At 44.1% G+C, this 23,697-nt stretch carries 24 protein-coding genes; 10 read left to right on the top strand and 14 right to left on the bottom strand.

Going from position 1 to position 23,697, the window contains the following annotated elements:
• Positions 1-204: 204 nt before the first annotated feature.
• Together purQ and purS are read right to left on the bottom strand one after the other, a co-directional pair.
• Positions 205-900 (bottom strand): phosphoribosylformylglycinamidine synthase subunit PurQ, encoded by a 696-nt coding sequence (gene purQ / locus F6K38_RS11875; protein ID WP_008186529.1) that lies wholly within the window; start codon positions 898-900, stop codon positions 205-207.
• Entirely contained in the window at positions 897-1,178 is a 282-nt protein-coding gene (gene purS, locus F6K38_RS11870; RefSeq protein WP_008186532.1) for a phosphoribosylformylglycinamidine synthase subunit PurS, read from the bottom strand. Before purS ends, purQ begins: the two co-directional genes overlap by 4 nt.
• A 310-nt stretch (positions 1,179-1,488) precedes the next feature.
• Between purS and F6K38_RS11865 the strand changes: the two genes are divergently transcribed.
• Together F6K38_RS11865 and F6K38_RS11860 are read left to right on the top strand one after the other, a co-directional pair.
• Entirely contained in the window at positions 1,489-1,899 is a 411-nt protein-coding gene (locus F6K38_RS11865) for a Fur family transcriptional regulator (protein WP_008186534.1), read from the top strand.
• Positions 1,900-2,161: 262 nt separating this feature from the next.
• Positions 2,162-2,374: a hypothetical protein gene (locus F6K38_RS11860; RefSeq protein ID WP_008186537.1), complete on the top strand. Its 213-nt coding sequence runs from the start codon at positions 2,162-2,164 to the stop codon at positions 2,372-2,374.
• A 606-nt stretch (positions 2,375-2,980) separates the two neighbouring features.
• Here the strand turns inward: F6K38_RS11860 and F6K38_RS11855 are convergent.
• Positions 2,981-3,973 (bottom strand): SPFH domain-containing protein, encoded by a 993-nt coding sequence (locus F6K38_RS11855; RefSeq protein ID WP_287253725.1) that lies wholly within the window; start codon positions 3,971-3,973, stop codon positions 2,981-2,983.
• A 307-nt stretch (positions 3,974-4,280) separates the two neighbouring features.
• Complete coding sequence (locus F6K38_RS11850) at positions 4,281-4,712, bottom strand: NfeD family protein (RefSeq protein WP_044495164.1); 432 nt, start codon at positions 4,710-4,712, stop codon at positions 4,281-4,283.
• A gap of 536 nt (positions 4,713-5,248) precedes the next feature.
• Here F6K38_RS11850 and F6K38_RS11845 point away from each other — a divergent pair.
• Complete coding sequence (locus F6K38_RS11845; protein WP_008189467.1) at positions 5,249-7,243, top strand: PP2C family protein-serine/threonine phosphatase; 1,995 nt, start codon at positions 5,249-5,251, stop codon at positions 7,241-7,243.
• A gap of 213 nt (positions 7,244-7,456) precedes the next feature.
• Complete coding sequence (locus tag F6K38_RS11840) at positions 7,457-7,684, top strand: ferredoxin-thioredoxin reductase variable chain (RefSeq protein WP_008189465.1); 228 nt, start codon at positions 7,457-7,459, stop codon at positions 7,682-7,684.
• Positions 7,685-7,866: 182 nt separating this feature from the next.
• On the opposite strand, the gene F6K38_RS11835 is transcribed toward F6K38_RS11840, so the two are convergent.
• The 4 genes from F6K38_RS11835 to F6K38_RS11820 all read right to left on the bottom strand — a co-directional run bounded on the left by F6K38_RS11835 (position 7,867) and on the right by F6K38_RS11820 (position 11,020).
• A complete protein-coding gene (locus tag F6K38_RS11835; RefSeq protein ID WP_044495218.1) occupies positions 7,867-8,100 on the bottom strand; it encodes a hypothetical protein in 234 nt (77 codons plus the stop codon).
• Between the two features lie 43 nt (positions 8,101-8,143).
• Positions 8,144-8,989, bottom strand: a complete 846-nt coding sequence (locus F6K38_RS11830) for a YdcF family protein (protein WP_008189461.1) — start codon at positions 8,987-8,989, stop codon at positions 8,144-8,146.
• Positions 8,990-9,109: 120 nt separating this feature from the next.
• The gene (locus tag F6K38_RS11825) at positions 9,110-9,385 is read right to left on the bottom strand and encodes a hypothetical protein (RefSeq protein ID WP_287356653.1); all 276 of its coding nucleotides are present in this window, start codon (positions 9,383-9,385) and stop codon (positions 9,110-9,112) included.
• Positions 9,386-9,598: 213 nt separating this feature from the next.
• Positions 9,599-11,020, bottom strand: a complete 1,422-nt coding sequence (locus tag F6K38_RS11820) for a DUF2252 domain-containing protein (protein ID WP_287356651.1) — start codon at positions 11,018-11,020, stop codon at positions 9,599-9,601.
• Between the two features lie 320 nt (positions 11,021-11,340).
• On the opposite strand from F6K38_RS11820, the gene F6K38_RS11815 reads away from it, so the two are divergent.
• Positions 11,341-11,820 (top strand): DNA phosphorothioation-associated protein 4, encoded by a 480-nt coding sequence (locus F6K38_RS11815; protein WP_008189451.1) that lies wholly within the window; start codon positions 11,341-11,343, stop codon positions 11,818-11,820.
• A gap of 529 nt (positions 11,821-12,349) precedes the next feature.
• On the opposite strand, the gene F6K38_RS11810 is transcribed toward F6K38_RS11815, so the two are convergent.
• A complete protein-coding gene (locus F6K38_RS11810; RefSeq protein WP_154659945.1) occupies positions 12,350-12,505 on the bottom strand; it encodes a hypothetical protein in 156 nt (51 codons plus the stop codon).
• A gap of 73 nt (positions 12,506-12,578) precedes the next feature.
• A complete protein-coding gene (locus F6K38_RS11805; RefSeq protein ID WP_008189444.1) occupies positions 12,579-14,180 on the bottom strand; it encodes a DGQHR domain-containing protein in 1,602 nt (533 codons plus the stop codon).
• Positions 14,181-14,882: 702 nt separating this feature from the next.
• On the opposite strand from F6K38_RS11805, the gene dndC reads away from it, so the two are divergent.
• The 3 genes from dndC (at position 14,883) to dndD (ending at position 19,283) form a co-directional block, all read left to right on the top strand.
• The gene (gene dndC / locus F6K38_RS11800) at positions 14,883-16,433 is read left to right on the top strand and encodes a DNA phosphorothioation system sulfurtransferase DndC (protein ID WP_008189442.1); all 1,551 of its coding nucleotides are present in this window, start codon (positions 14,883-14,885) and stop codon (positions 16,431-16,433) included.
• Positions 16,434-16,454: 21 nt separating this feature from the next.
• Positions 16,455-17,042, top strand: a complete 588-nt coding sequence (locus F6K38_RS11795) for a DUF924 family protein (protein WP_287356649.1) — start codon at positions 16,455-16,457, stop codon at positions 17,040-17,042.
• Between the two features lie 240 nt (positions 17,043-17,282).
• Positions 17,283-19,283, top strand: coding sequence for a DNA sulfur modification protein DndD (gene dndD, locus F6K38_RS11790; protein ID WP_008189437.1), 2,001 nt, complete (start codon positions 17,283-17,285; stop codon positions 19,281-19,283).
• Here the strand turns inward: dndD and F6K38_RS11785 are convergent.
• Both F6K38_RS11785 and F6K38_RS11780 read right to left on the bottom strand, forming a co-directional pair.
• Positions 19,273-19,791 (bottom strand): hypothetical protein, encoded by a 519-nt coding sequence (locus F6K38_RS11785; RefSeq protein ID WP_008189436.1) that lies wholly within the window; start codon positions 19,789-19,791, stop codon positions 19,273-19,275. The genes dndD and F6K38_RS11785 overlap by 11 nt on opposite strands.
• Before the next feature lie 102 nt (positions 19,792-19,893).
• Positions 19,894-20,706 (bottom strand): calcium-binding protein, encoded by an 813-nt coding sequence (locus F6K38_RS11780; RefSeq protein WP_008189435.1) that lies wholly within the window; start codon positions 20,704-20,706, stop codon positions 19,894-19,896.
• A 390-nt stretch (positions 20,707-21,096) separates the two neighbouring features.
• Between F6K38_RS11780 and dndE the strand changes: the two genes are divergently transcribed.
• Positions 21,097-21,492, top strand: a complete 396-nt coding sequence (dndE, locus tag F6K38_RS11775) for a DNA sulfur modification protein DndE (protein ID WP_008189434.1) — start codon at positions 21,097-21,099, stop codon at positions 21,490-21,492.
• Positions 21,493-21,535: 43 nt separating this feature from the next.
• Here the strand turns inward: dndE and F6K38_RS11770 are convergent, their stop codons facing one another.
• A complete protein-coding gene (locus tag F6K38_RS11770) occupies positions 21,536-22,183 on the bottom strand; it encodes a DUF2062 domain-containing protein (protein ID WP_081431929.1) in 648 nt (215 codons plus the stop codon).
• A 192-nt stretch (positions 22,184-22,375) separates the two neighbouring features.
• A complete protein-coding gene (locus F6K38_RS11765; protein WP_008189429.1) occupies positions 22,376-22,984 on the bottom strand; it encodes a thioredoxin family protein in 609 nt (202 codons plus the stop codon).
• A 267-nt stretch (positions 22,985-23,251) separates the two neighbouring features.
• Between F6K38_RS11765 and F6K38_RS11760 the strand changes: the two genes are divergently transcribed.
• Positions 23,252-23,656, top strand: a complete 405-nt coding sequence (locus F6K38_RS11760; RefSeq protein ID WP_008189427.1) for an NIL domain-containing protein — start codon at positions 23,252-23,254, stop codon at positions 23,654-23,656.
• Positions 23,657-23,697: the final 41 nt, after the last annotated feature.

Here is a 23,697-nt window from a genome sequence, read left to right as displayed (position 1 = left end):
AGGGCTAACCTCTGCTTCCTTTTGCTTTTAAAAATACCCTTTCCCGCATTTACAGCGACCAATTTCAAAAATACTAAACTGAAGTTTCTGGCAATATTTCTCAGTCAACCAGATCCGGTATAATTGGAATCTGTGGCACACATATAACGTTTAGGCGACCCATGTAGCGGTCGCGGTTATCGGTAATTTGTGGTATTGAAAACACTAGCAATTGTTAAAAGTCTTTAACAAACTCTGAAACAATCTCATCCCATCGATATTGCCTAACATCGGATCAGCTGCTCGTTCTGGATGGGGCATCATACCCAAAATTTTGCCAGTGGTATCACAAATTCCGGCAATGTTATTTAGGGAACCATTGGGATTACCTATTGTCTCTATCTCTCCTGAAACAGTAGCGTAACGAAACAATACTTGACCATTGTCTTCGAGAGCTTTGAGAGTTTCAGCATCAGCGTAGTAGCGCCCTTCACCATGGGCAATAGGTAGACTTATAATTTCTCCTGGGTGATAAGCTGTAGTCCAATATAAATCATTGCGCTCTACTTTAACTGGAACGCGATCGCAAATAAAATGTAAGTCCCGATTTCTGACTAATGCCCCTGGTAACATCCCCATTTCGGTCAGCATCTGGAAGCCATTACAAATGCCCAAGACAAATTTACCCTGTTTAGCATGGTCTACCACCATTGGCATCACTGGAGAAAACTGAGCAATTGCGCCACAGCGCAGGTAATCCCCATAGCTAAAGCCCCCAGGGAGTACCACCACATCTAAGTCAGAAATATCGGTTTCTTGATGCCAAACCATCCTGGTTGGACATTGGAGTAAGCTAGTTGTAACATAGGCCATATCGCGATCGCAGTTTGACCCAGGAAAGACCACCACCCCAAATTTCATGCTTCCACTCCTAGTTGTGCTGACATCTCAACCAATTCAAAGCGATAATTTTCAATAACTGGGTTGGCTAAGAGCTGGTCGCAGATCTGATTCAATTGCTCTCGCGCCGTATCTTCATTAGCAGCACTCAGCCTCAGTTCGATATATTTACCAATACGCACCTGTTCTACACTCTCGTAGCCTAGCTGCTTCAGTCCTGACTCAACAGCTACACCGGCTGGATCCAATACGGAATTTCTAAGTGTAACATAAATAGAAGCCTGATATTTTTTAATCACAACTCTCCCCTTTCACTGTATAATGATAATGGATATAATATCAAGGATGAACGATCAAGGATTAAAAAAGTCTATCAATTAGGTTACTGATAGGTTACTGAGCAACTAGTATTTTTTTGAGCTAGTATTTTTTGAGCTAGTATTTTTTTTAGCTGCCACAGCGTGTAACTAGGGCTAGCCTAATCCTGGGATTTGGGCACAGCCGCGATCATTATTGCTCATGATCCGTTGATCATTAATCCTTCTTTACAGTTTGAACCAACAAGCACCATTAACATCAAAAAATTTCTAGGATATTAAAAAAAGATTAATGAAAGGCCAACGCACCCGCTCCCAAGAGCGAATTCTGAAACTGCTCACAACCTTGAATCGGGCTATGTCGGCCCAAGATCTTTATGTCGAGCTGCGCAAACGTAAGCAATCTATGGGTTTGGCTACAGTTTACCGCGCTTTGGATGCTTTAAAACTGGAAGGAATGGTGCAAGTCCGGACTCTTGGTAGTGGAGAATCCCTCTACAGTGGTGTACAAGAGGATCAACATCACCTCACTTGTCTCAATTGTGGCATGTCTATTCCCATTGAGGAATGTCCCATACCTCAATTACAGAAGAAGTTGCAAAATTCTTATCAATTCACTATTTTTTACCATACCTTGGAATTTTTTGGATTATGTGAACAGTGTTCTGTAACCAATGCTACAGAATATCAAGATTCAGAATGAGATAATACCGTAATCACCTAAAACAGCCCTGCTAACAGAAGCTTGGTGATGCTGGCGACGCCCTTACCTAACCAAAGACACCATATCAGTACAATGTACAATGTTCCATTGTACACAGATTAACTGTCCTCTACATCATTAACATAAAAAGCTTAAAAAGCTTAAAAAGGGGTGATAAGTACTGTAGAGGGATAGTCTCAATTGGCTTTTGCCAGACTTTCAGCCTCGAAGGTGCTAATTGATTTTAACAGGTGCTTGTGTTATGGCTAATATCAGGGAAGTTGTACAAAAAGCACTCAAAACTCGCTATTTGAGTGTGACAGAAGAAGATAAGCTACGGCAGCTTCTAACCAGAAAATATCCACTGGAAGACTTAAATGCCTTCATGAAGCTACAGCTAGCTGTGATGAATGGTTATGTTAAGCAAGAATCTCGTGAGATGTTCTGTTCCAAGGAACTTTCTCAAGGGATTTAGCTAAGACCGCGATTCATCCCACACCTCAATGCGCATTGAGGTGTGGGATGAATCGCGGACAGGAACTGTGTTGCATAGGTTGAAGAATGCTATAATGAAAATAGTAGGGAAGACAAATTAAGAGCTAACTGCCACCTACGTACCTCAAAATTGAACTTTTTTGTGTTGTTCCGGTGGGTCGGGGCATCCCGGAGACGAAACCTTAGAATAGGGCAGCCTTAATCATAAAGTTTTAACTCTTTACCCATAGCCGACTAACCATAAAGGCTGCCCTATTCTTGCGGTAACTTCTGACCGTATCGTTAATAAAGCTTGCCGAACGCGCCCCGCGTGGCCTACGGCCTTGTATCCTAACCAATGGGCGGAGTTGGCAAGAAGCCCACACTGACCTATCGGTTCAGTGTGGGAGTATGTCACGTATTCTGTGGTTATCCCACGGCCAACGGGTTCAAACCGCGTTGGCTTTAACCGCTGTCAATAGACTCCTATATCCCTTGGCTGTCTTAACAGCTGTGGATTTGCTTGATTGGAAGATTTTTTATGTTTAGACACAAGCCCCACCTAAACGGGGATACCCGTTTAGGTGGGGCTTATTGACGCTGAACTTTACCTTTGATTCATCTCAATACCTAGGGAATTGGGATTAACCTTGTCTCCATCACCAACAATCGAACGCATCCCTTCAATGGTTGCTGGAATGCTGCGAGGGTCCATGAACATCACTTTACTACTCTCGCTAGTACCAACTTGCATACCCATATCGATATAATTCTGAGCCAGTAAAAACTGGAGGGCATCACGAGCATTCGGGTCATTATCAAGAGTCTTAGCCACAATTTTGAGAGCCTCAGCAGTGGCTTGTGCCTTGAGAACCTGCTGCTGTCGTTCTGCCTGAGCTTTCAGAACTATTGCCTGTTGTTGGGCTTCAGCGTCCATAATCGCAGCTTTTTTACGGGCTCCAGCATCTAACTCTAGTGCCTCGGCCTTACCTCTGGCAGTGTTAACCGCAGATTCTCGTTCCCCTTCAGAGGTCAAAATTGCCGCCCGTTTACGCCGTTCTGCGGACATCTGTAACTCCATTGAGTCCTGCACTGCCTGAGATGGCACAATGTCCCGCAGTTCCACCCGGGTGACTTTAACTCCCCAAGGATCAGTGGAAATGTCTAATTCCCGCAGTAGGGTTTCATTGATTTGAGAGCGAGCAGTAAAGGTTTGATCCAGTTCCAGTTTCCCCATTTCAGCTCGAATCTGGGTCAGCACCAAATTCTGCATGGCGGAGCGCAGGTCTTCAACCTTATAGTAGGCTTTCTCCATATCCATGATCCGCCAGTACACCACAGCGTCAACGGTAATGGAAACATTATCGGAGGTGATACAAGGCTGAGGTGGCACATCAAGGACTTTTTCCCGAATGGTTTGCTGGAAAACCACCCGCTCAATCACGGGAATGACAAAGTTGAGCCCAGGTTCGAGTTTTTTGCCACTATATTTTCCCAATCGTTCCACTAAGGCTTGGTTTCCTTGATTAATAATCTTGACGGAACCGAAAAGACCTGAACCGCCCAAAGCTAAAAACACAAGCAAAAACCACTGTGACACGCTCTTTCCTCCATTTCTGGTAGTGTTTTACAAATTTGTTGTTAGAGGGGGAGCGGATGGGTGGGGGAGGGCAGAAAACTGATTTAGTCTGATTCTCAAGTGCTTGAAGCTGACTCTATTCCCATCTGCCCAACCTGACTTTTTAACCTATCTTTTGTCAAAAAACAGTGGACTGGGTTAGAAGGGAGACTCCCAACAACTAGTCACTAGGGGGAGTAATAAATCTACCGTTGACTCTATTACCCCATCACCCTATTAACCCATCACTATCCCCTGAACCTGGCAGAGCACCCTTGGTCGATCAACTTCAGTCATGCAATAGGTGATGAGGCACAACAATCAGGGTAGTGCCTTCCCTACGCACTACGTAGACTTTTTGGTTGGGTGCGATCGCATCTGCATAGTCTTCACAACGGGCACGCCATGAGTTGCCTTCATAGAGTACCCGCCCAGTTTGCCCTGGCAGAATTTCTGTCAAGGTTTGAGCTTCCATCGCATCCAAATTTTTGCCCACTCTAGCAGGGGGCATCAGGCGACGGGATAAAAAGACTGAGGCAGTGGAAAGCAGCAACCATAACCCCACTTGTAGGGTATAAGATATGGGCAAAATCGAGATCACAAATGCTACGACCAAAGCACTGATGCCCATCATGAAAGCAACAAATGCTGTTGGCACAAACAGCTCGACTAAGCACAGCATTGACCCGGCAATTAGCCAAAGCATCGAGGAACTTACCATCGGCTCATAATATACAGGGTATGGGGTAAGTAGTTGCGGGTAACTCTAATTTATTTTGTCTGACGTCAGACAAAGATATAGGTTGCTGAGTTATGTTAATTTTCTTGAATCTACTAGACAACTTTGAGAGAAAATGTTTAAAAGCTCAAACAACCCCTCTTGTGACATACTCCTAAACTGAACTCGCCGAGTCAGTGTAGGCTTCTTGCCAACTCCACCCAACGGGAACGGATACAAGGCCGTAGGCCACGCGGGGCGCGTTCGGCAAGCAATATTTACGACACGAGATGCCCCTCCGCGCCGGAACAATACAAAAAAGTTCTATTTTTAGGTAGTAGGTGGCGGTTAGCTCTTAATTTGATTACCCTACTATGTTCATTATAGATGATCACAAAGTATCAAAGTTCTTGTCTGCCATTCATCCCACGCCGACATGCAAGTGGGGACGTGGGGCATAAGCGCGGACCAATGCTAATTTATCTCAGCCGTCTAGAATTTGACCGTATAGCCGTAAATTAACTTCATAGGTATTAGCCGTGGATCGTTATCTTTGGGCAGTTGGTTCTGCTGCCGTAGAGCTACCAGTTGGAGAACAAGTGGCAGACCGCTACCAGGTAGTTGCCCCGCAAATTTGGCAGGATATGCAGCCAGAACTGCCACCGGATTTTCCCGAACAAATCAACGGCCATATCCTTCCTTACCTACGCTTGTATCCCCACTGCCTCCATGTGCCAGAGGTTTATGGGATATGCCAGTTGCCACAGCAACGGAATTTTCTGTCTACACCTGGTCAAGATGTAGTCATTTTGCTAGAAAATGCCCCCATTGATGCCAATGGCAACTTATATCCCTCAATGGAGTCGATGTGGACTTCTGCTACCGCAGTGCGTCAAGTCTATTGGCTTTGGCAAATTTGGGAATTATGGATACCCTTATCAGAATTGGGTGTGGCTTCTAGCCTGTTAGTGCCAACTAATTTGCGAGTTGAAGGGTGGCGGCTGCGACTGCGGGAATTATATCGCGATACAATGGCTGATACGAGTCTATCACCAGTTGTACCGTCTAATGGTCTAGAGGATAGGGGATTTGATACATTGGTTTCCCGAGACTCCCCTGCCGAACCGACTTCTGTGAGTGAACCCTCTGTGGATGCTAGTCTTAAACAGCTAGGAGAGTGCTGGGAAGCTTGGTGTCGCACAGCTTCAGTTTCTGTGGCGGATCCGCTACAAGCTATTGCCCAACACCTGCAAACTGAACACCCCTCCTTAAGTGCGATCGCATCCCAACTTAATCACCTATTACTTGAGCAAGCTGCTCAGCACCCGTTGCGGTTACAGATTGCTGGTATCACCGCAACTGGTTCAAGTCACAGCCACAATGAAGACAGTTGCTATCCCACTAAGGCTGACTTGATTAAGCACCCAGAGCAACCCCAAGACCCCTTGATTCCCCACCTGTCGATTATTTGTGATGGCATTGGTGGTCACGAAGGGGGGGAAATTGCTAGTCAGTTAGCACTACAGTCGATTAAATTACAGGTTCGGGCATTACTGGCTGAGTTGAACGAAGATCCGGAGCTGATGACACCAGAACTGGTAACTGAGAATCTATCAGCAATTATCCGGGTTGCTAATAACATGATTTCTTCTCGCAACGATCAACAAGAACGAGAATCCCGGCGTCGCATGGCTACTACCTTAACCCTAGCGCTACAACTACCCCAAATGGTGAATACACCAGAAGGGAAAACCAATGGTCACGAAATCTATATCGCTAGTGTAGGAGATAGTCGTGCTTACTGGCTTACTCCCGACTATTGCCAGCAGCTAACTGTGGATGATGATGTGGCTACTCGGGAGGTCAAGCTTGGTCGTAGTCTTTATCGACAAGCGTTGCAGCGATCTGATGCACAAGCACTCACTCAAGCCTTAGGGACAAAGGAGGCTGAATTACTTCGTCCCACTGTGCGACGCTTTATTTTGGAAGAAGATGGCTTGCTGCTGCTGTGTTCCGATGGCTTGAGCAACAACAACTTGATTGAAAAATTTGGTCGAGATTTACCCGAAAAAGTCAATAGCCACCGACTTTCCGTGGAATCGGCGGCTGAGTCTTTAATTGACCTGGCCTTTAAACATAATGGTCAAGATGACATTTCGGTGGTGCTAACATACTGTGCTGTCTCTCCCCAATATCCGACAGTGCTAAATTTGGGAGACATCTCTAGCTCTAAAGAACTACAGGTGGTTAATCTGGGGCAGCAAACCGCTCTGACTCCATCACTACCAGCGGAAATAACCACAACCAATGATAATAAACCCGAAACCACCCGCTCATACCGGGATTGGATAAGAGCCTTGTTTGGGCTGCTGGGGGTAGTCGGTATACTAGTTGGTGCTGGGGCTATTTTACTGACTACCCAATGGATACTAGCTCCTGAGGGCTTCCAGAAAATGCGCGATCGCTTTTTACCATCACCCGATCCAAATCTACCACAGTCTTCACCTACCGAGCAGGAGCTCCCAGACAACTAAGGGTGAAACTAAGGGTGAAAAAACCTTACATTATAATTTTCACCGATAATCACCGGCATCAGACCAGGGAAGCAATTCCAATAAACCTAAATTTTGTTGATGCTCACAACTGTGCTAAATGTAAACAACCCACTCTGTGAGACAATAAGAAGGTTGCCTGAGCCCACCCTAGCTTAGGTAAGGGATGTCCGTATAATAGTTAGAGTTACTTATATGAAAGTTGGCGATCGCGTCCGAGTCAAAGAATCAGTTGTGGTATATACCCATCCCGAACACAGAAATAAACCTTTTGATATTAAAGGTCTCGAAGGGGAAGTTACCGGAATAATTTCTGAGTGGCAAGGTAGGCCCGTCAGCGCCAATTTACCAATACAAGTCAAATTTGACAAAAAATTTAAAAAAGTTCACTTCCGTGAAGATGAACTAGAAATTATCCCCTAGGCGGCTATATTATTAGCTAATACTATAGAAACCAATCATAATCACCATCACAGGGATTTTTAAACAGGTCTGCACGGATAGGATTAAGTTAGATTCTTACTGTATCTATTGATATCTATTACTATCCGTGTTTACTTTAATTAGTTAAACCATCTTTTAAGATAATAAGCTAGACTTGTAGTCTAATCTACCTCTGAGTTGCGGCGACTGAACCAACGAAAAATGTTGATGTCACCGCGCATTTTTTCTAATTCCTCTTGATGGCTTTGTGCTGTAAAATAATACCACTGGCAATAGTCTTCAAATTCTTGTCGATGCTCTACTTCCTGGCTAAAGTCATAAGCTAGCTGGTAAGTGGCAAACATATCGGCTGCTGGTGGTGGTGCTGGGACAATCCGTTGGAATTCTTCTGGCATAGTAACTAGGCAAATAATCAAGGATAATATTTCAGCAATAATGTCATACCCAACCACGAATGCGATAAGCGACTATACCAATGTATTCCTTGATAGCACGGGTAATCCTAGACAATTGCTCAGCATTTGGCAGAGAATGTAGCAAAGCAGCTTGACTACTGCTGCTAGGTTCATCCAGTTCATGTTGGGACACTAGAAAATCTGTTGGTGCTGGGATCACATCAATACCCTGACGCCGGAACACTAGGACAGAACGAGGCATATGGATGGCTGAAGTTACCAATAATACCTTGGGAAAATCCCGCTGATCCAAAATTTTCCGCACATTGACCGCATTTTGGTGAGTGTTTAAAGACCTAGACTCTTGAATGATAGCGGCTCTTGGAACACCCAGGTCTTCTAGAATCTGTGCCATGTCTTCTGATTCAGGAGCCAACCGTTGTGAGGATTGACCAGACTCGGAAGAAAGTCGTTGGCTAGAGTTATTACTACTGGAACCCCAAACAATCCGACCACCAGCAGGAATCACCCAGGGAGCTTTCCCTTCACGGTATAGCTGAGCACCATAGAGAACGCGATCGCCTGCTTCATCCACTTCTGGAGTAGGTCGTGGTGGAAAAGGTGGTTTAGTCGCTCCCCCCAAGATCACAATCGCATCAGCCTCAGGTAATTCTGAATTAGGAATATATTGCCACTCCAGAGAGCGTATTAAGCTGTTAGTCACCCAAGTATTACTTGAGACCAACAACACAATTAATGCTAAAGCCACCGGTATCGGAACCCAGCGAGGGTTGCGCCACGACATTACTAAAGCTACTACCAGTAGCACACAAGCCAGGCCCAAGGGATACAGAAAGAGTGGCAATAGCTTTGAGAGAAATAGAAACATGTTAGATTTTAGTTCTAAGTCGGAAAGTACTCAATCCAAAGCAAGTTCTTCTAGATTAGCCCTAGCTTAAATCTCTTGGTATTTTCTTTTGACCAATAAGCAATAATTAATTACTCTTGCTTAACGTCTAAAAAATCTACTAATAGGATTGAGTGACCCTTCTGAGCGGCTCTTTTCTCTAGCTTGTCGTTCTTGTACAGCTAAACGGATGCCCGTTAAGTCAGAACTACCTTCCTCGGTATACTCTGCTTGCTGGGGTTGTGAGTCCCTGGGTTTGTCTGGGTGGTGCCACCAGTCAACTATCAAACCACCGGCGAAAGCGCCAATGCCACCAAATAGTAAGCTGAATTCGATTGGGTATCCCAGAAAGGCAAGGGCTAAGATAAAAAACACCAAAATTTGAAGCCCGCTTAAAAAACCGTCTTTCTTACCGTTCATGTGATTAAATATAAGGTATGTAGCTGTTTTGTTTCTAGGTTAGAGGTTAGAGGTTATAGGTTATAGGGACTAGCTCGCGACCATCCCTTTGCCGCTTATCCTGTTATTTAACCTTCCCCCTGTGCCATATCAACGCATTATATTTTACCAAAGCCAATTAAACTAAAACGATTAGTCACAAGTGCCGCTAGAGCAGCTATTGGGTTTCAGCTTTTCGAGAAAGTAACCATAGTCTTTCTCAACTTGATCAGCATAAGTCAAAGCCACTTCCCTTACCAATTGCCGAAACTCCTTGTGGCGACCGTCAGTCAACTCATCCACCTGTTTGTCTATGGAATAAGGCACTAAGGCAGCATCAAAATCTTTGTCAGCTCGGGCGTGAGCTGTTGCTAACACTTGACCCCATTGTTCAGCTAGCTTAACAAAACGTTTCTCTTTGGTTAGCTCAGTGATATCAAAGGTTTCCTTAAATGGCGATCGCTCTCGCACTGAGTAATACCCATCCCCAAGTTTCATCCAGCCCAGGTGATTATCGGTGTGCTTGGTTAAGGCTCGATAGGCTAAAGCATGACGTTGACCCTCATTGTTAAAATTTTTATCATACTTTTCCCGTTCCTGCTGACTCAGGTAATCATAGGCAGTAGGGGAAGATTGGAATTTAATGTCCAAGATCCGGTCATCATCCTGGGAAGAGGTCTCACCCTCAATCAGGAGATAATAGCGTGGTATTCCTAAGGAACCAGTGCCAGCCAGTAAACGTTGCGCAATATCTTTGACTCGGAAGTAGTTTTTATCATATTTAAACTTTTTTGTCAAGGTTTTCTGATAATCTGCGATCGCATTCTCAATATCCTGTCCCTCGGAAGCAGTAGGTTTGCCTAACTTAACCTTGGATAGATTGAAGCGACGCTGATTTGGGTCCAGTTCTGTCCATTTTTTCAACATTTTTTGGCGGCTTTCGCTGGCTTCGACTCCTTCTAGGAAGTCATCCAACTTCCCATAAGTATTGTCTTTAGTGAAGTAAGTCTCCAGTTCACGATCATTACCGCGATAGGAGGCCATAGTATCAAGATAGGACTCACTAAAGGCATCAATCCCGTTGTTCTGTTCCTCAGCAGACAAACCATTCTGACGACCGACCAATGCTAAACTAGCTGCCATGCGCCAGACATCATATTGGTAATCGGCAATAATTCCATCATCAAAGTCATCGAGTGAGTAAACGATTTCCCCTCGATTATTATCATATGCCCCAAAGTTCTCGGCATGCATATCCCCCGATAACCAAATCTTGGTTTTGGCATTTCCAAAATCCTTGAGGCGATTATCCCCAGCGAAATCTTTCCAAAATAGTTGGTTAGTGCCACGGTAGAAGACAAATTTAGAACAAGCCATTTTGCAATATTTAGTTTCTCGATCTTGCTTGGAAATGCCAGTGTTTGCCTCCTCAATCGTTTTCACGACTACCGTTGCACGATCCTTGGTTTTCATTGGGGGGTCTTGTCGGTCGGGGGAGGAACAGGATAGGTTAGTCAGTAAAAGTAGGATTGCGATCGCACTCACATAAACTGGTTGTTTACAAGTCTTCATCATTATTACCTTACTCTATGAAACATCAAGCAATAGATCTCTAATAGCAAAGGGAACAGGGAACAGCGGATCTGGGAACAGGCAATATGGCATCAAAAATTATCACAATTCATTTAAGATCCCTAAAGAGGCTATTCGTTTACGTTTCTTCATGTTTAGTTTTCTTGACAGCTTACTGGGTTTCATAGTTCGTAAAAGGTTGGCTTATTGCTAGGTAAGGGAGTTTTCAGGGATAAATATGGTATAATCCATAGATTACCGCACTTTACGCTTTTTGCGCTTAGGATTGTGCATAAGATTTACTAAAATTAGATACCAAGACAATGGCTGGAAACAGAATCAGGGTTGCTAAAGATAAGGCGGCTTTGGTGAAAGACCTAACCGCTTCCGATGGAAAAACCGGACCGTTTCAGACTTATGCTGATGTGATGGTGTTTGCAGCTGCTTTAGGAGTAAAGCGTAAAAAGCGATCGCCCCTGAAGGTAATTTCTAAACGAGAACCTGGTCCGATTGGATTGGAAATTTTTGTCTCAAGGGGATATGAGGTAGTAATTAAATTAATTGCGATCGCTGAGATTAAAGATACTAAAATTCTCTCTTCTATCGATAAAGAGTCTGAGGAAAAACGCATCTATATTTTTGAGGAGTATGCCAATGGAGGGCTTGATATTTTGCGCAATGAGTTGCGGGGAGCAGTAGACTATTCCGAGCGACTTTTGTTAATTTTAAATACTGATAGGTATAAGAAGAAAGAATCTATAGAAAATGAGCAACAGGAGTTTGATTTGAGTCGATTTTTGTAATGTCAGCATTCAGCTATCAGCTATCAGCCGTCAGCCGTCAGCTGTCAGCCGTCAGCTGTCAGCAATCAGTAGGTGCGTAGTGGACTGGCACACCTTAAATGTTGCTTTATAAAAATACCATGATCTAGTTTTAACAAGGGTTTAGCTGAAAAAGCTATTGCACTATTTTAGCTGTGCCAGTCCAGTAGGGTGCGTTAGGGGCGGGCTTGCCATCATGTTCAACACCGAGCGCCAGTGTTAGGTTGCTGCCCGTAACGCACCACCCAAGAGCTCGCCGTGATTTTCTGCCTCTTCAGCAGTGTTGGGTTGCTGCCCGGGAATTGAAACGGGCAAGATGCCGGTTCCACCCCTGATGCTCGTTCCACCCCTGATGCCCGTTCCACCCATCAGGTCAAATAGCAAATATGAGATGCACCCGGCAATGGATTTGTCAGGGATGTAATTGCTAATTTTAGTAGACCTCTTGCAAAAGTATTGTTCTGATAGTGTTCTTGATGCAGTCGCTCCTGGGGGAAACCACGGCAGTCGCTCATGGGGGGAACCCCCAAGACCGCGCTGCCTCCCCAAGACCGTAATGGTGCGCTTTCCGTAGGCGAATTAAATTCGCCACGGGTCGCACCTCTGCATCGCTTTGGGTCAATTCTTGTCCACTGTTCCCTGTTCCCGTCTTGATGCAGTCGCTCATGGGGGAAACCCCCAAGACCGCGCTGCATCGCTGTTCCCTGTTCCCGACTTCTGCAAGAAGTCTAGTAATTCCGTTACAACTGAGGTGGTAATCCTACCTCCTTCGGTTTCACAAACTTGCCCTCAAAGCTGATCGCTTGATCTTTGCTAACACTCCTGGCATTAGCTACAGCTATGCGCAGTTGAGCACGTTCCATACGCTCTGTAACACCACCCAAAAGATATAACATCACTTTGCAGGCTAACTCTCGTCCAGAAACTAGTACTCGCTTTCGATTTGGCTCATACAAAATGCCGTACCAAGGGGATTGTGGGTGATCTATCTGACTAAAGCCACCCGAACCATCGTATTTTTGAAGTTTCTCGAAGATGGTTTTGAGAGAGAAATCCTGGTTAAATACTAGAATACCCAAAGCTTGAACTAGGGCGATTTGTCCTACTGGACGGAATAGCATGTTTCCTTCTCCTCCACCCCTTTCATGGTTAAACCGACGCAGTTGAGGTGTTTCTTTTCCATGTTCGAGCTTTTGATAGCTGGGTAAACTAGCTAGATAGTCGAAAAGCTCTGTCAATGTCTTAGTTCCCATCTCTAGCTCTTCATCTTCAGGACGCATGGGAATTAGACCTTTCTCACAAGGTTTCCAGTGAGGGAATTGGTAGCCCAAATACAGCTCAGATATATGTTTGAGAGCTTGTAAAGTAGTCAAGACTGTTGACTTAGCTGAAACCGTAGCACTATCCCAATTAACCCGAGGATTACGATTTTCCATCTCCCTCAGCAGAGGATGACTCATGGCAATTTTTCTAGCAACGATTGAGAAGCCATCGTCTTCATTGAGCAACGCTAGTTGTCCTTTGCTCAACCTTACTGCCATCAGGTTAACGTGAGCAAAGATCGAGCGGATGCGTCGCCGTGCTTCTTCACGAGTTTCTCCCTGAACCACAGCAGGAATGAACTCAATACCAATTTTTTCTGTGGCTAGACTTTGCAGATAACCTGGCGAGATGTGATACTCCTCCATCAAGTCATCAACTGTAATCAGGGAGCCGATTGGCTTTTTGCCTTTGCTATATTTCTGGAGCGTACCGATTTTAATCAATTCCATCAGAGCCTGGATTCCCATCAGTCGATGCTGACCGTCTAAGGCAAAAATTGAAACATGGTCTGAAACATCAAGCAGTCCGACTGTGCCATCTTTATCTAAACTGGTGAACTCAGCTGCCGACTGGAGAGCGCGTTGATTCTTATCCCAGTGAGCAGCCTGGGCATTATCTACCCAGCCAGAGCTAAGCACTACCAGGACTGGGGGAAACTTGTGAGTTTTGCGGGCTGCTAGATATTGAGCCAGAGCAGCTTGACGTGACCAATCAAGAGGACGCTGCTGAAGCGCTTCTATAGTATCGGCATCTCTGACGATATTGTTCGTTTGTTGATCAAACTTTTGCTGAAATAGCGGCAGTTGGGAAGCGTAGCGAACCCGAATCGCTAACCATTCCAGAGTGACTGAGCCAATAAATGCCTCTGTAGTGCCCATGTGAGTTTTCTGCACCAAGATTTGATCGTTTCTAGCCAGATGCCTATCGAGCAATAACGCCAGCGCCTGTCGATCTTGGTTTTCTTGTTCAAGAATTTGCTTGGCCAGGTCATTGGGATGATTTGCACTTTTGATCACCATAGTTTTAAACCCATAATGCTGCGTTGTAGAAGCTATCGATAAATAGTAAGCATTCAGCTATCAGCTATCAGCTATCAGCTATCAGCTATCAGCATTTAGCTATCAGCTATCAGCTATCAGCTATCAGCTATCAGCATTTAGCTATCAGCATTCAGCTATCAGCTATCAGCTAATGCGCTACCTCCCAGCGTCGAAGCCTGTGCCACGCTACTGTTCGCACAGCGTGCCCGTAGCGCAATCGGTGCTTTTGAATAAAATATAGCGTTTCTAGGATTTATGAGGTACGCTTTTCAACCTCAAAGTCCCCCTTGATAAGGGGGATTTAGGGGGATCCCTTTGTACCTCATGGCATAGAGAATTGCTATAAGCTGTTCCCGTAGCATGAGCCTTTAGCTGACGGCTGACCGCTGATGGCTGTTCGCGTAGCGTGCGCGTAGCGCATATGCTTACGATAAATATTTTTAAGACTAGCACAAGTTTTTAAGGATCAAATTAGCTTATTTCCCTATACTCGGGCTTCGATAGAGTAAAACTATTAATCATACCATTTTAGGAAGAAAAACGTTAGATCCACTGTCAAGAAATTTTATTCAAAACTTGGGATAAGCTCGAAAAAAGGACTAATCTGTCAAGCCTTGTCTTAGCAGAGAGTCAGCACCCCGCTCTTGCCTAGAGGGGGTTTCCCTACTCCCGTGAAGTCAGATGAATCAGGTCAAACTCTCAGAAAATAAGCCAAAAAATCGCACTGTGGCTGAGCTGGTGGAAGAGATTACTGCTCTAACCACTGAAATTCAACAGTTATACTGCTTGGATGCAATTCCCTGGGTTATAGGGTATAGTGGTGGCAAGGATAGCACCGCAACTCTACAGCTGGTATGGAATGCGATCGCAGCTCTGCCACCAGAACAGCGAACTAAGACTATCTATGTCATCACTACAGACACGTTAGTAGAGAATCCCATTGTTTCAGCTTGGGTTCGCAATTCCCTAAAACAGATTAAGTTGGCAGCTGAAGCTCAAGGATTGCCCTTTGAACCCCATCTCTTACAACCGGAGGTTAAAGAAACCTACTGGGTAAGTTTAATTGGTAAAGGTTACCCAGCTCCACGGGGTAAATTTCGCTGGTGTACTGAACGTTTGAAAATTAAACCCTCTAACCGTTTTATTCGGAATGTTATCCGATCTAGTGGAGAGGCTATTGTTGTTTTAGGCACTCGCAAAGCTGAAAGCCAACAACGGGCAAGACGGATGAAAAAAATGGAAGCTAAACGAGTACGTGCTCGTCTAACTCCTAATATGAATTTACCAAACTCCTTGGTTTATAGCCCCATTGAAGATTGGCAAAATGATGAGGTTTGGCTCTATCTCATGCAATGGCAAAACCCCTGGGAATACAGCAATAAAGACTTATTTGCTATGTATCGAGGGGCTAGTGCTGATAACGAATGTCCATTAGTTGTGGATACCTCTACTCCTAGTTGTGGTAGCTCTCGTTTTGGTTGCTGGGTTTGTACACTGGTGAGTCAGGATAAATCCCTGACAGCAATGATTGATAATGACGAAGAAAAGGAATGGCTGGAACCTCTACTGGATTTGCGCAAGGAGTTGGAGCCTGGAGAAAACCGTGAGCGACGAGATTTTAGACGTAGCAATGGTAATGTCCAACTGTATGAACGGAATTTAGATGGACAAATATCTGTTGAGCCGATTCCTGGTCCTTATACCAAAGAAGCACGGGAGTATTGGCTGAGGAGATTGCTTACTGTTGAAACTGACGTTCGTCAGAATTGTCCAGAAAATATGGGGGACATCACGTTGATTAGTAAAGAGGAACTTAGTGAGATTCGTCGCATCTGGCTAGAAGAAAAACACGAATTTGATGATAGTTTGCCCCGCATCTATGAAGAAGTTACTGGCGAACCCTTCAAAGACATCCGTCCTGGCGCTGAAAATCGTTTGCTTGGTGGTGATGAGTGGCAGGTCTTAGAAGAAATCTGTGACAATGATGCTATGCATCTCGAACTAATGGCAAAACTGCTAGACACAGAACGCCAGTATGTGACTAGGTCTCGTCGTATTGGGATCTATGAGGCTTTGGAGCGGTGCTTTGACACTAGTTCTCGGTCTAAAGAAGATGCGATCGCTAATGCTCACTTGAAACGAGATTTAAAAACAGCTGCTGATGAAGGGGATGTTGACACTGTCAAGCAGCTGGCTTGGGCAAACTTGAAATTTCCAGTCCACAATTCGTAATCCTTAAAACTCTAGTAACTTATGATACAGGCGTTGGATAGCTCCAATCAGATATTAAATTTCTGGTTTGGTAAGCCGGATGAACTCGATTATGGCAAATCCCGTAAAGTCTGGTTTACTAAGAACCCAGACTTTGACCAAGAAATGGGATCGCGTTTCCTCGACATCTATCAACAAGCGGTGGCTGGGGAGTTAGATAACTGGCAAACATCACCCTATAGCTGCCTAGCGCTAATTATCTTACTTGATCAGTTTCCTCGTAATATGTTTCGGGGTCAACCCCAAGCTTTTGCTACTGATTCCAAAGCCTTGTCTACTGCCCAGTATGCTGTTGATCGAGCCTTTGACAAAGAACTGTTACCAGTCCAGCGCTGGTTTATCTACTTACCATTTGAGCATAGCGAAAATCTCGAACATCAGCGCTACTGTGTTGAATTATTCTCGACTCTTAAGGATGATCCCGATAGTGCCAGTACAATTAATTATGCCTATCGTCATCTAGAAGTGATTGAACGTTTTGGTCGCTTTCCCCATCGTAATAAAATCCTTGGTCGGATTAATACTCCAGAAGAGGAGGAATTTATAAAGCTGCCCGGTTCATCATTTTAGGGTTAATTATCGAACGTTAACTCTGAACGGTTTCACTTTCGACGATTAACAGCAAATATAGCGTTTATCATAGTTATGAGGTACACAGGATTTTTTCTATGTTCCCTATTACCTAATCTCTATAATTCCAAAGGTACCTCACCTATTGAAAAAATGCTATAAAGGCCAATAAACAGTTATTATTTTGTGGTTCTCGATCTATGTATAAACTTTGTAATCAACTTCGTACTTGAGAAACTGGTGATTTTCCTTGAACTTGTCCTAGAAAACTTTGGACCCTATCTCGGGCGTCAGGTAATCAATCTCTGTCCAAAAAGGGATGATAACTCTCGACCTATTATTCTAGTCGGTGGTATGAATGGTGGTGGCAAAACCACTATGATGGATGCGATTCGTCTGGCTTTATATGGACACCGCGCTCAATGTTCCACCCGTGGCAATTTGAGTTATAGCGACTTTCTAACTCAGTCAGTCAATCGCAATGCCTTACCTATTGACAACACCCGAGTGGAATTAGTTTTTGAACATATCGAGAACGACCAGCCCATGGAGTATCGGATTGTACGCAATTGGACAAAAAAACCGAAAGATGGTAAGGATAACTTAGGCATTTTAGAGGGAGACTGGCTGGATTCTGCCCTAACCAATACTTGGGACGAGTACATTGAAAATCTCTTGCCCTTAGGAATATCAAACCTATTTCTTTTTGATGGGGAACAGGTTAAAGAACTAGCAGAAGTGGAAGCACCACCCCCGGTTGTTGTGGAAGCGATTCGATCATTACTTGGTCTAGAACTTGCTGACCGCTTAGCCATTGACCTTGATATTTTAGTGACGCGCAAACGTAAATCTATGGCGAATCAACAGCAACTGTCTAATTTAGAAGATATCGAAAAAAAGCTCTCCTCTCAACAATCAGACTATGAACTAGCTAAACAAGAGTTAGCGATTACTCAAGAGCAGCTAGAACAAACCAGAGAAAAACAGCAACAAGCGTTTGATAAATTTGTCTGTGATGGTGGCAAAATTGCAGCCCAACGGAACCAACTAGAGAGTCAACTCCATAACTACAATACTAAAGCTGAACAAATTCGTGAACAGATGAGGGAATTAGCAGCTGGTATTTTGCCTCTATCGTTAATTGAACCCCTACTCACCCAAGCTCAAGCTCAAGCAGAAAAAGAATCGCGGGCATCACAGGCAAAACTAGCTAGAGATATTTTACAACAGCGTGATCAACGTCTGATAGATTTATTGACTGCTCTGAAGTTGCCTGCTAAAAAATTTGATAAAATTAAAGCGTTCTTGGGAAAAGAAAATCAACAAATAGAGCAAGAGGCTGGAGAGGGTAAAGACGCTTGGTTAGGAGCTGAGGAAGAAATGTTTCATTCCCTAACTAATCTCCTGACTTACTACCAACCAACTCAAAAGCAATTAGCTGAAGAGCAATTAGTTAAGCGCCAAAATCTGGAAGCAGATATTAATGCCACTAAAAGACAACTAGCAACAGCTGCTCCTCCGGAATCCTATCAAGAACTCGAAGATGCACTAAAACAGGCACAAACGGAATTGGCTCAAGCTCAAGCAGCTTACGAAATCGCCAAACGCCGCTGCGATAAATTAGGATATGCGATCGCACAAACTAAAAAAGACTTAGCCAGGTATGGTGAAGAAACCATTGACCGCAAAAATGATCAGCATATGCTTACAGCATCTGCTAAAGTCCAACAGAGCCTTAAGGTTTTCCGGGAACAGTTAACTCTAAGAAAACTGAATAAATTAGAGCATGAGGTAACCGAATGCTTCCTCTATCTCCTCCATAAATCTGACCTAGTCCATCGAGTTGCCATCGACACCAACAACTTCAGCTTATCCCTGTACGACCTACAAGGAAAACTTGTACCGAAACATCGTCTATCCGCTGGGGAAAAGCAATTATTAGCGATCGCATTATTGTGGGGACTCGCCCGTGTTTCTGGACGTAATCTACCCGTAGCCATTGATACCCCCCTCGGACGATTGGACTCATCCCATCGTAGCAACCTAGTGGAACGTTACTTCCCCGCCGCCTCCCATCAGGTGATTCTGCTGTCTACAGATACCGAAATTGGTAAGGTCGAAGCTAAACAATTACGAGACGCTGATGCGATCGCACAACAGTATTTGCTAAATTATGACCCAGCAAAACATCGGACAACCGTGGAATCGGGTTACTTCTACTCAGAACAGGTCACGGCATGACCATAAATGTTGTTGACTTTGCATGCAATTTGTCTTGGAGTGCTTCTGGGACAGGGTCTAACGTAATCCTGTATTCTCCTTCTTGCTCCAAGGTAATGCTAGGGCCTGGTTGATAGGGCTGACTAGGATCCGCAGTAGGATCCAAACCCACCCTCGGATAGTTACAAGAATCGTCTTCCCCTGGTATAGGATCACAAGGGTAATAGACAACTGGACTTTGTAAATCGACCATGAGTTGTTTTTGGTTACCATCTGGTAGGTAGACAGTCATTCTCAACGGAATCGGCTCTAAGATATTGACAGGCTCGCTAACAGCTTTAAAAGCGAATTGGACAGTTTCCCCAGCAGTAATTGCTTTGTCTGTATTTGGGACTAGCTGGATGGTAAGAGGTTTTGACAGTAACTGTGGTTCTTCAACTAACTCTTTTGTATTATTATAGCAGCCAGCAGTAATCAATAACGGGCTAATCAATAGGGCAATGGCGAAGACAGTTTTACGAATGTACATGGAGGTAAATCCCATCGGTATTTGCTATCAAAGACGCCAAGTTGCCCTAAAAAGTTCTAGTGACTGCTGAGTACTGATAGCTGAATCTTGATATTCAGATGGCTATAGTTGTACATCCATTAAGGTTGCCAAAATATCACCACTTTGGGCAAATACCAAGGTATTATTTCCGGAAACAGTAAAACTGAGTTCATTATTTTGGAAGACATCTTGACCTGATTGGAAGCCATGAATAGTAACTGCTCCCTCACCCTCTAACAGCAAAAACTCGTCAATACCACTGCCAGCGAAAACAGTATCATTCCCGATGCCAGCACTAATAAAATTATTGCCAACTCCGGCAAAAATTAAATCATCACCGAAGCCAGTCGTAATTTGGTCATTACCACTGCCAGCGTAGATCGTATTGTTACCGGATTGAGCATCGATCAGGTTATCTCCCTCTCCTGCGAAGATAACATTATCACCAAATTTAGTAGTAATTGTGTCATCCCCAGTGCCCATGTAGATGATATTGTCACCAAAGAGAGTAGTGATAACGTTATCCCCCTCACCAGCAAAGATTTCATTATCCCCCCTTTCCGTAAAAATTGTGTCATCCCCAGCACCAACAAAAATCTGATTGTTGTCACTTTTAACCAGGCTGATTTGGTTATTCCCCTCCCCTGCAAAGATTAAATTCTCATTACTTTCAAAGACTGTAATCACATCATCGCCAACGCCTGTGTAGACAGTATTATTGCTGCCCATACCTAGGCTAACCCGATCACCCTGATTGCCTTCATTGGCGAAGATGGTATTATTCCCCCCTTGGAAAACGGTAAGATCGTCCTTGCCAGTGCTAGCGAAAATAGTAGTGTTACCACCGCTAGCTGAAATTATGTCGTCACCCGGTGTACCGAAGATTGTTTTCATGATCAAAAGCACGCGAAACAGTTTCGAGAATGTTACAAGTCATCGCCCAAGCTGGCGTTGTAGGAGCGCAAAGCTTTTAGCCGCTACTAATTCCCATGACAAGAATTACAGCGCCAGCATTAGACATTGATCACTTTTTTAGTTGAGTAGTAGTAAACAGCAAAATTTTTATTCTACTGAAAAAATTTTAGGTGAAAACCCATAGAGCTTGATTAAATGTATAATTAACTAGGTGAAGATTAATGTAAAGATTCAATAAAGATCAACGTCAGATAAGACGATCACTTAAGGTAAGTAAATTCCCTTCTACCTTTCACCTTTAACCTTTTCCCAAAAAGGGTGAAGCAATATTTGAATCAATAGTTGAAGCAATTAAGCATTAATTTATTCATGCAACCGCCAATAAACCAGATCACACTTTCCCAAACTGCCAAAGACCAACTGATTAAACTCAAACGTCAAACCAAAATCCCTCAGTGGCATGTTCTTTGTCGCTGGGCAATCTGCCGTTCCCTCGCCGAACCGACAATGCCCTCTCCGGTTCCCATACCTGCCGATAGTAACGTCGAACTCACTTGGAGCGTTATGGCAGGAGATATGGCTGATATGCTCCTGATTGCTCTCAAACAACGCTGCCATAACGATGGCTTAAGTTTGGAACAAGAAACCCTAGCGAATCAGTTTCGCCTTCACCTTCATAGAGGTATTGGTTACTTAGCAGGGGATACCACTATTAAAAAAATTGAGGATTTGATTGCCGTGGCTGTTATCAAGGATGAAATATGAAGTGTGAAGGATAAAGTGTGAAGTATGAAGTCTTACTTAGCACTCAGTACTTAGCACTCTTGGACTCAGTACTCAGCACTGAGGATTCACAACTATAGTGCTCAATGCGGTGCGTTCCCGTAGCGGCTCTTCGAGAACATCGCTTTTTCTGATGCTGCAAGGAACGATTTGTCCGCAATCGATGGATCAGCTGCACACTCAACCAATAACTAACCACAGCACAGACCAATCCAACTGCGAAACAACCAACGAATAAGGTTAGGATAATTTCTGACCCCAATTCTGTAAATTCCTGCCAAGATTGGAAACTCACATTAGCCAATTCATCCTGGTTCAGTAGCCATTCACCGACGTGAAAGTTGAATGCAAAAATCGGTACATAAGTCAAGGGATTACTAATCCAAGTTCCAGCAGTAGCAGCTATTTTGTTACCTCGCAATAGTACCGCCAGCAAAATCCCTATAATTAACTGGAGACCAAACAGCGGAAAGAACCCAGCAAACACACCACATGCTAAACCTCGTGCGATCGCTTCTGGTTTTCCTTGCATACGAACTAAGCGCCAATATATGTATTTTAGGCGTCGTCTAAAAGTTCCCCTCGGTCTGATCGACTTTCGTTTACCTAGCTCAAGGGGTTTGGTGGCTGAGGGTAAAGGCTGTGGGTAGCTTGACAGGGATTTTCTAGACATTTTCGCAAATCAATCAGCAACCCTCTAGCAACTGGGGCAGATTATTCTGGGGCAGATTATTAGTCAGCAGCTAATCTTTACTGTAGCGGAAAATCAGCTTCAAGGGCTAAAGCCAAAGGCCAAAAGGGGAAATAAAGCTGCAAAAATCTTAAGAAATTCTATGCAAGCTTGTTGCCTTTTACCTTGTGCCTTTTACCTTGTGCCTTTTACCTGACTACCATGGCTACGAGGATCATCTTGATTCGTTATTGTAATTGATAGGGAATCGTCAATATCCGAAACCGTACCACTAGCTTGGCTATAGGGTAATGGCACATGGGTTACTATTGCATCTAAGTTAGCTTCGAGTACTTGACGGGGTTGTTCTCCAATAGTTTGGGCGATCACTGTGCTGGCTTCATCAAAAAACACAAAATGAGGAATACCATCTACTCGATACTTGACCAGTTCTGGTAACCACTTGCTGTTATCCACATTCAGCATGACAAAATTGACTTTGGTTTTATACTGCTGTTTCACTTCACCCAAATCCTTTGCCATGGCTTGACAGCTGGTACACCAGTTTGCATAAAACTCCATCAAGGTTGGCTTGCCATTGCTCAGTGCAACCTCTAGAGGGGTAGATGCTTCGGCTTGGGCTTCCAAGGAACCGAGACTAGTCTCAGTTTTTAATCCCAAGAATAGGGCAATACCCAGTGCGATCGCTACTAGGGCAATTAAAAAGTTTCTGATCCGGCTGCCACTAGTGGGTACTGAAGGGGAGGATGATGGTGTAGTTGAGTCTGGTGAATTAATAGCCATCTTGCTACAACTTTCTTGGTACAACTTTATAATTGTTTACATTTTACAACAACAAGACTTAGGCACCAACAGCCTTAAAACCCGGTTTCTCGTTATAAATCCAGCAATAGTAGGGTTTGGGGCGTAACTTCTGAGTAACTTAGAAGTAGATTAGATTCAAACGTTTTTTGTTGACGGTTGACGGCTGACTGTTGACAGTGAACTGTAAACAAGTGCAAATGTTACGTTTATTTTTACTGGCCTACTGATAAAGTTTGACAAATCACAATGAAAAAACGGGTAACCCTGACCTTTCCCCGACGGGCGATTCAGATGCCGGTGGCTTACCGACTGGCAAAGGATTTTAATGTGGCTGCCAATATTATCCGGGCCCAAGTTGCTCCCAATCAAATCGGCAAACTTGTGCTAGAGTTATCTGGCGACATTGATGAGTTGGATGCTGCGATTGAGTGGATGCGGACGCAAAACATTGATGTTTCCCTGCTAAGTCGCGAGATTTTGATTGATGAGGATAGTTGTGTCGATTGTGGCTTATGTACTGGGGTTTGTCCCACTCAAGCCCTGATTCTTGAGCCAGAGACATTCAGACTGAAGTTTAAGCGATCGCGTTGCATTGTCTGTGAGCAGTGTATCCCCACTTGCCCTGTTCAGGCCATTTCTACAAATTTTTAAGATTTCAGACGCCTTAAGCTATTGCCCAACAACCCTGTCTT

It is taken from the genome of Moorena sp. SIO3B2, from assembly GCF_010692525.1.
Taxonomy (GTDB): domain Bacteria; phylum Cyanobacteriota; class Cyanobacteriia; order Cyanobacteriales; family Coleofasciculaceae; genus Moorena; species Moorena producens.
This window is presented reverse-complemented; position numbering and strand designations above follow the sequence as displayed.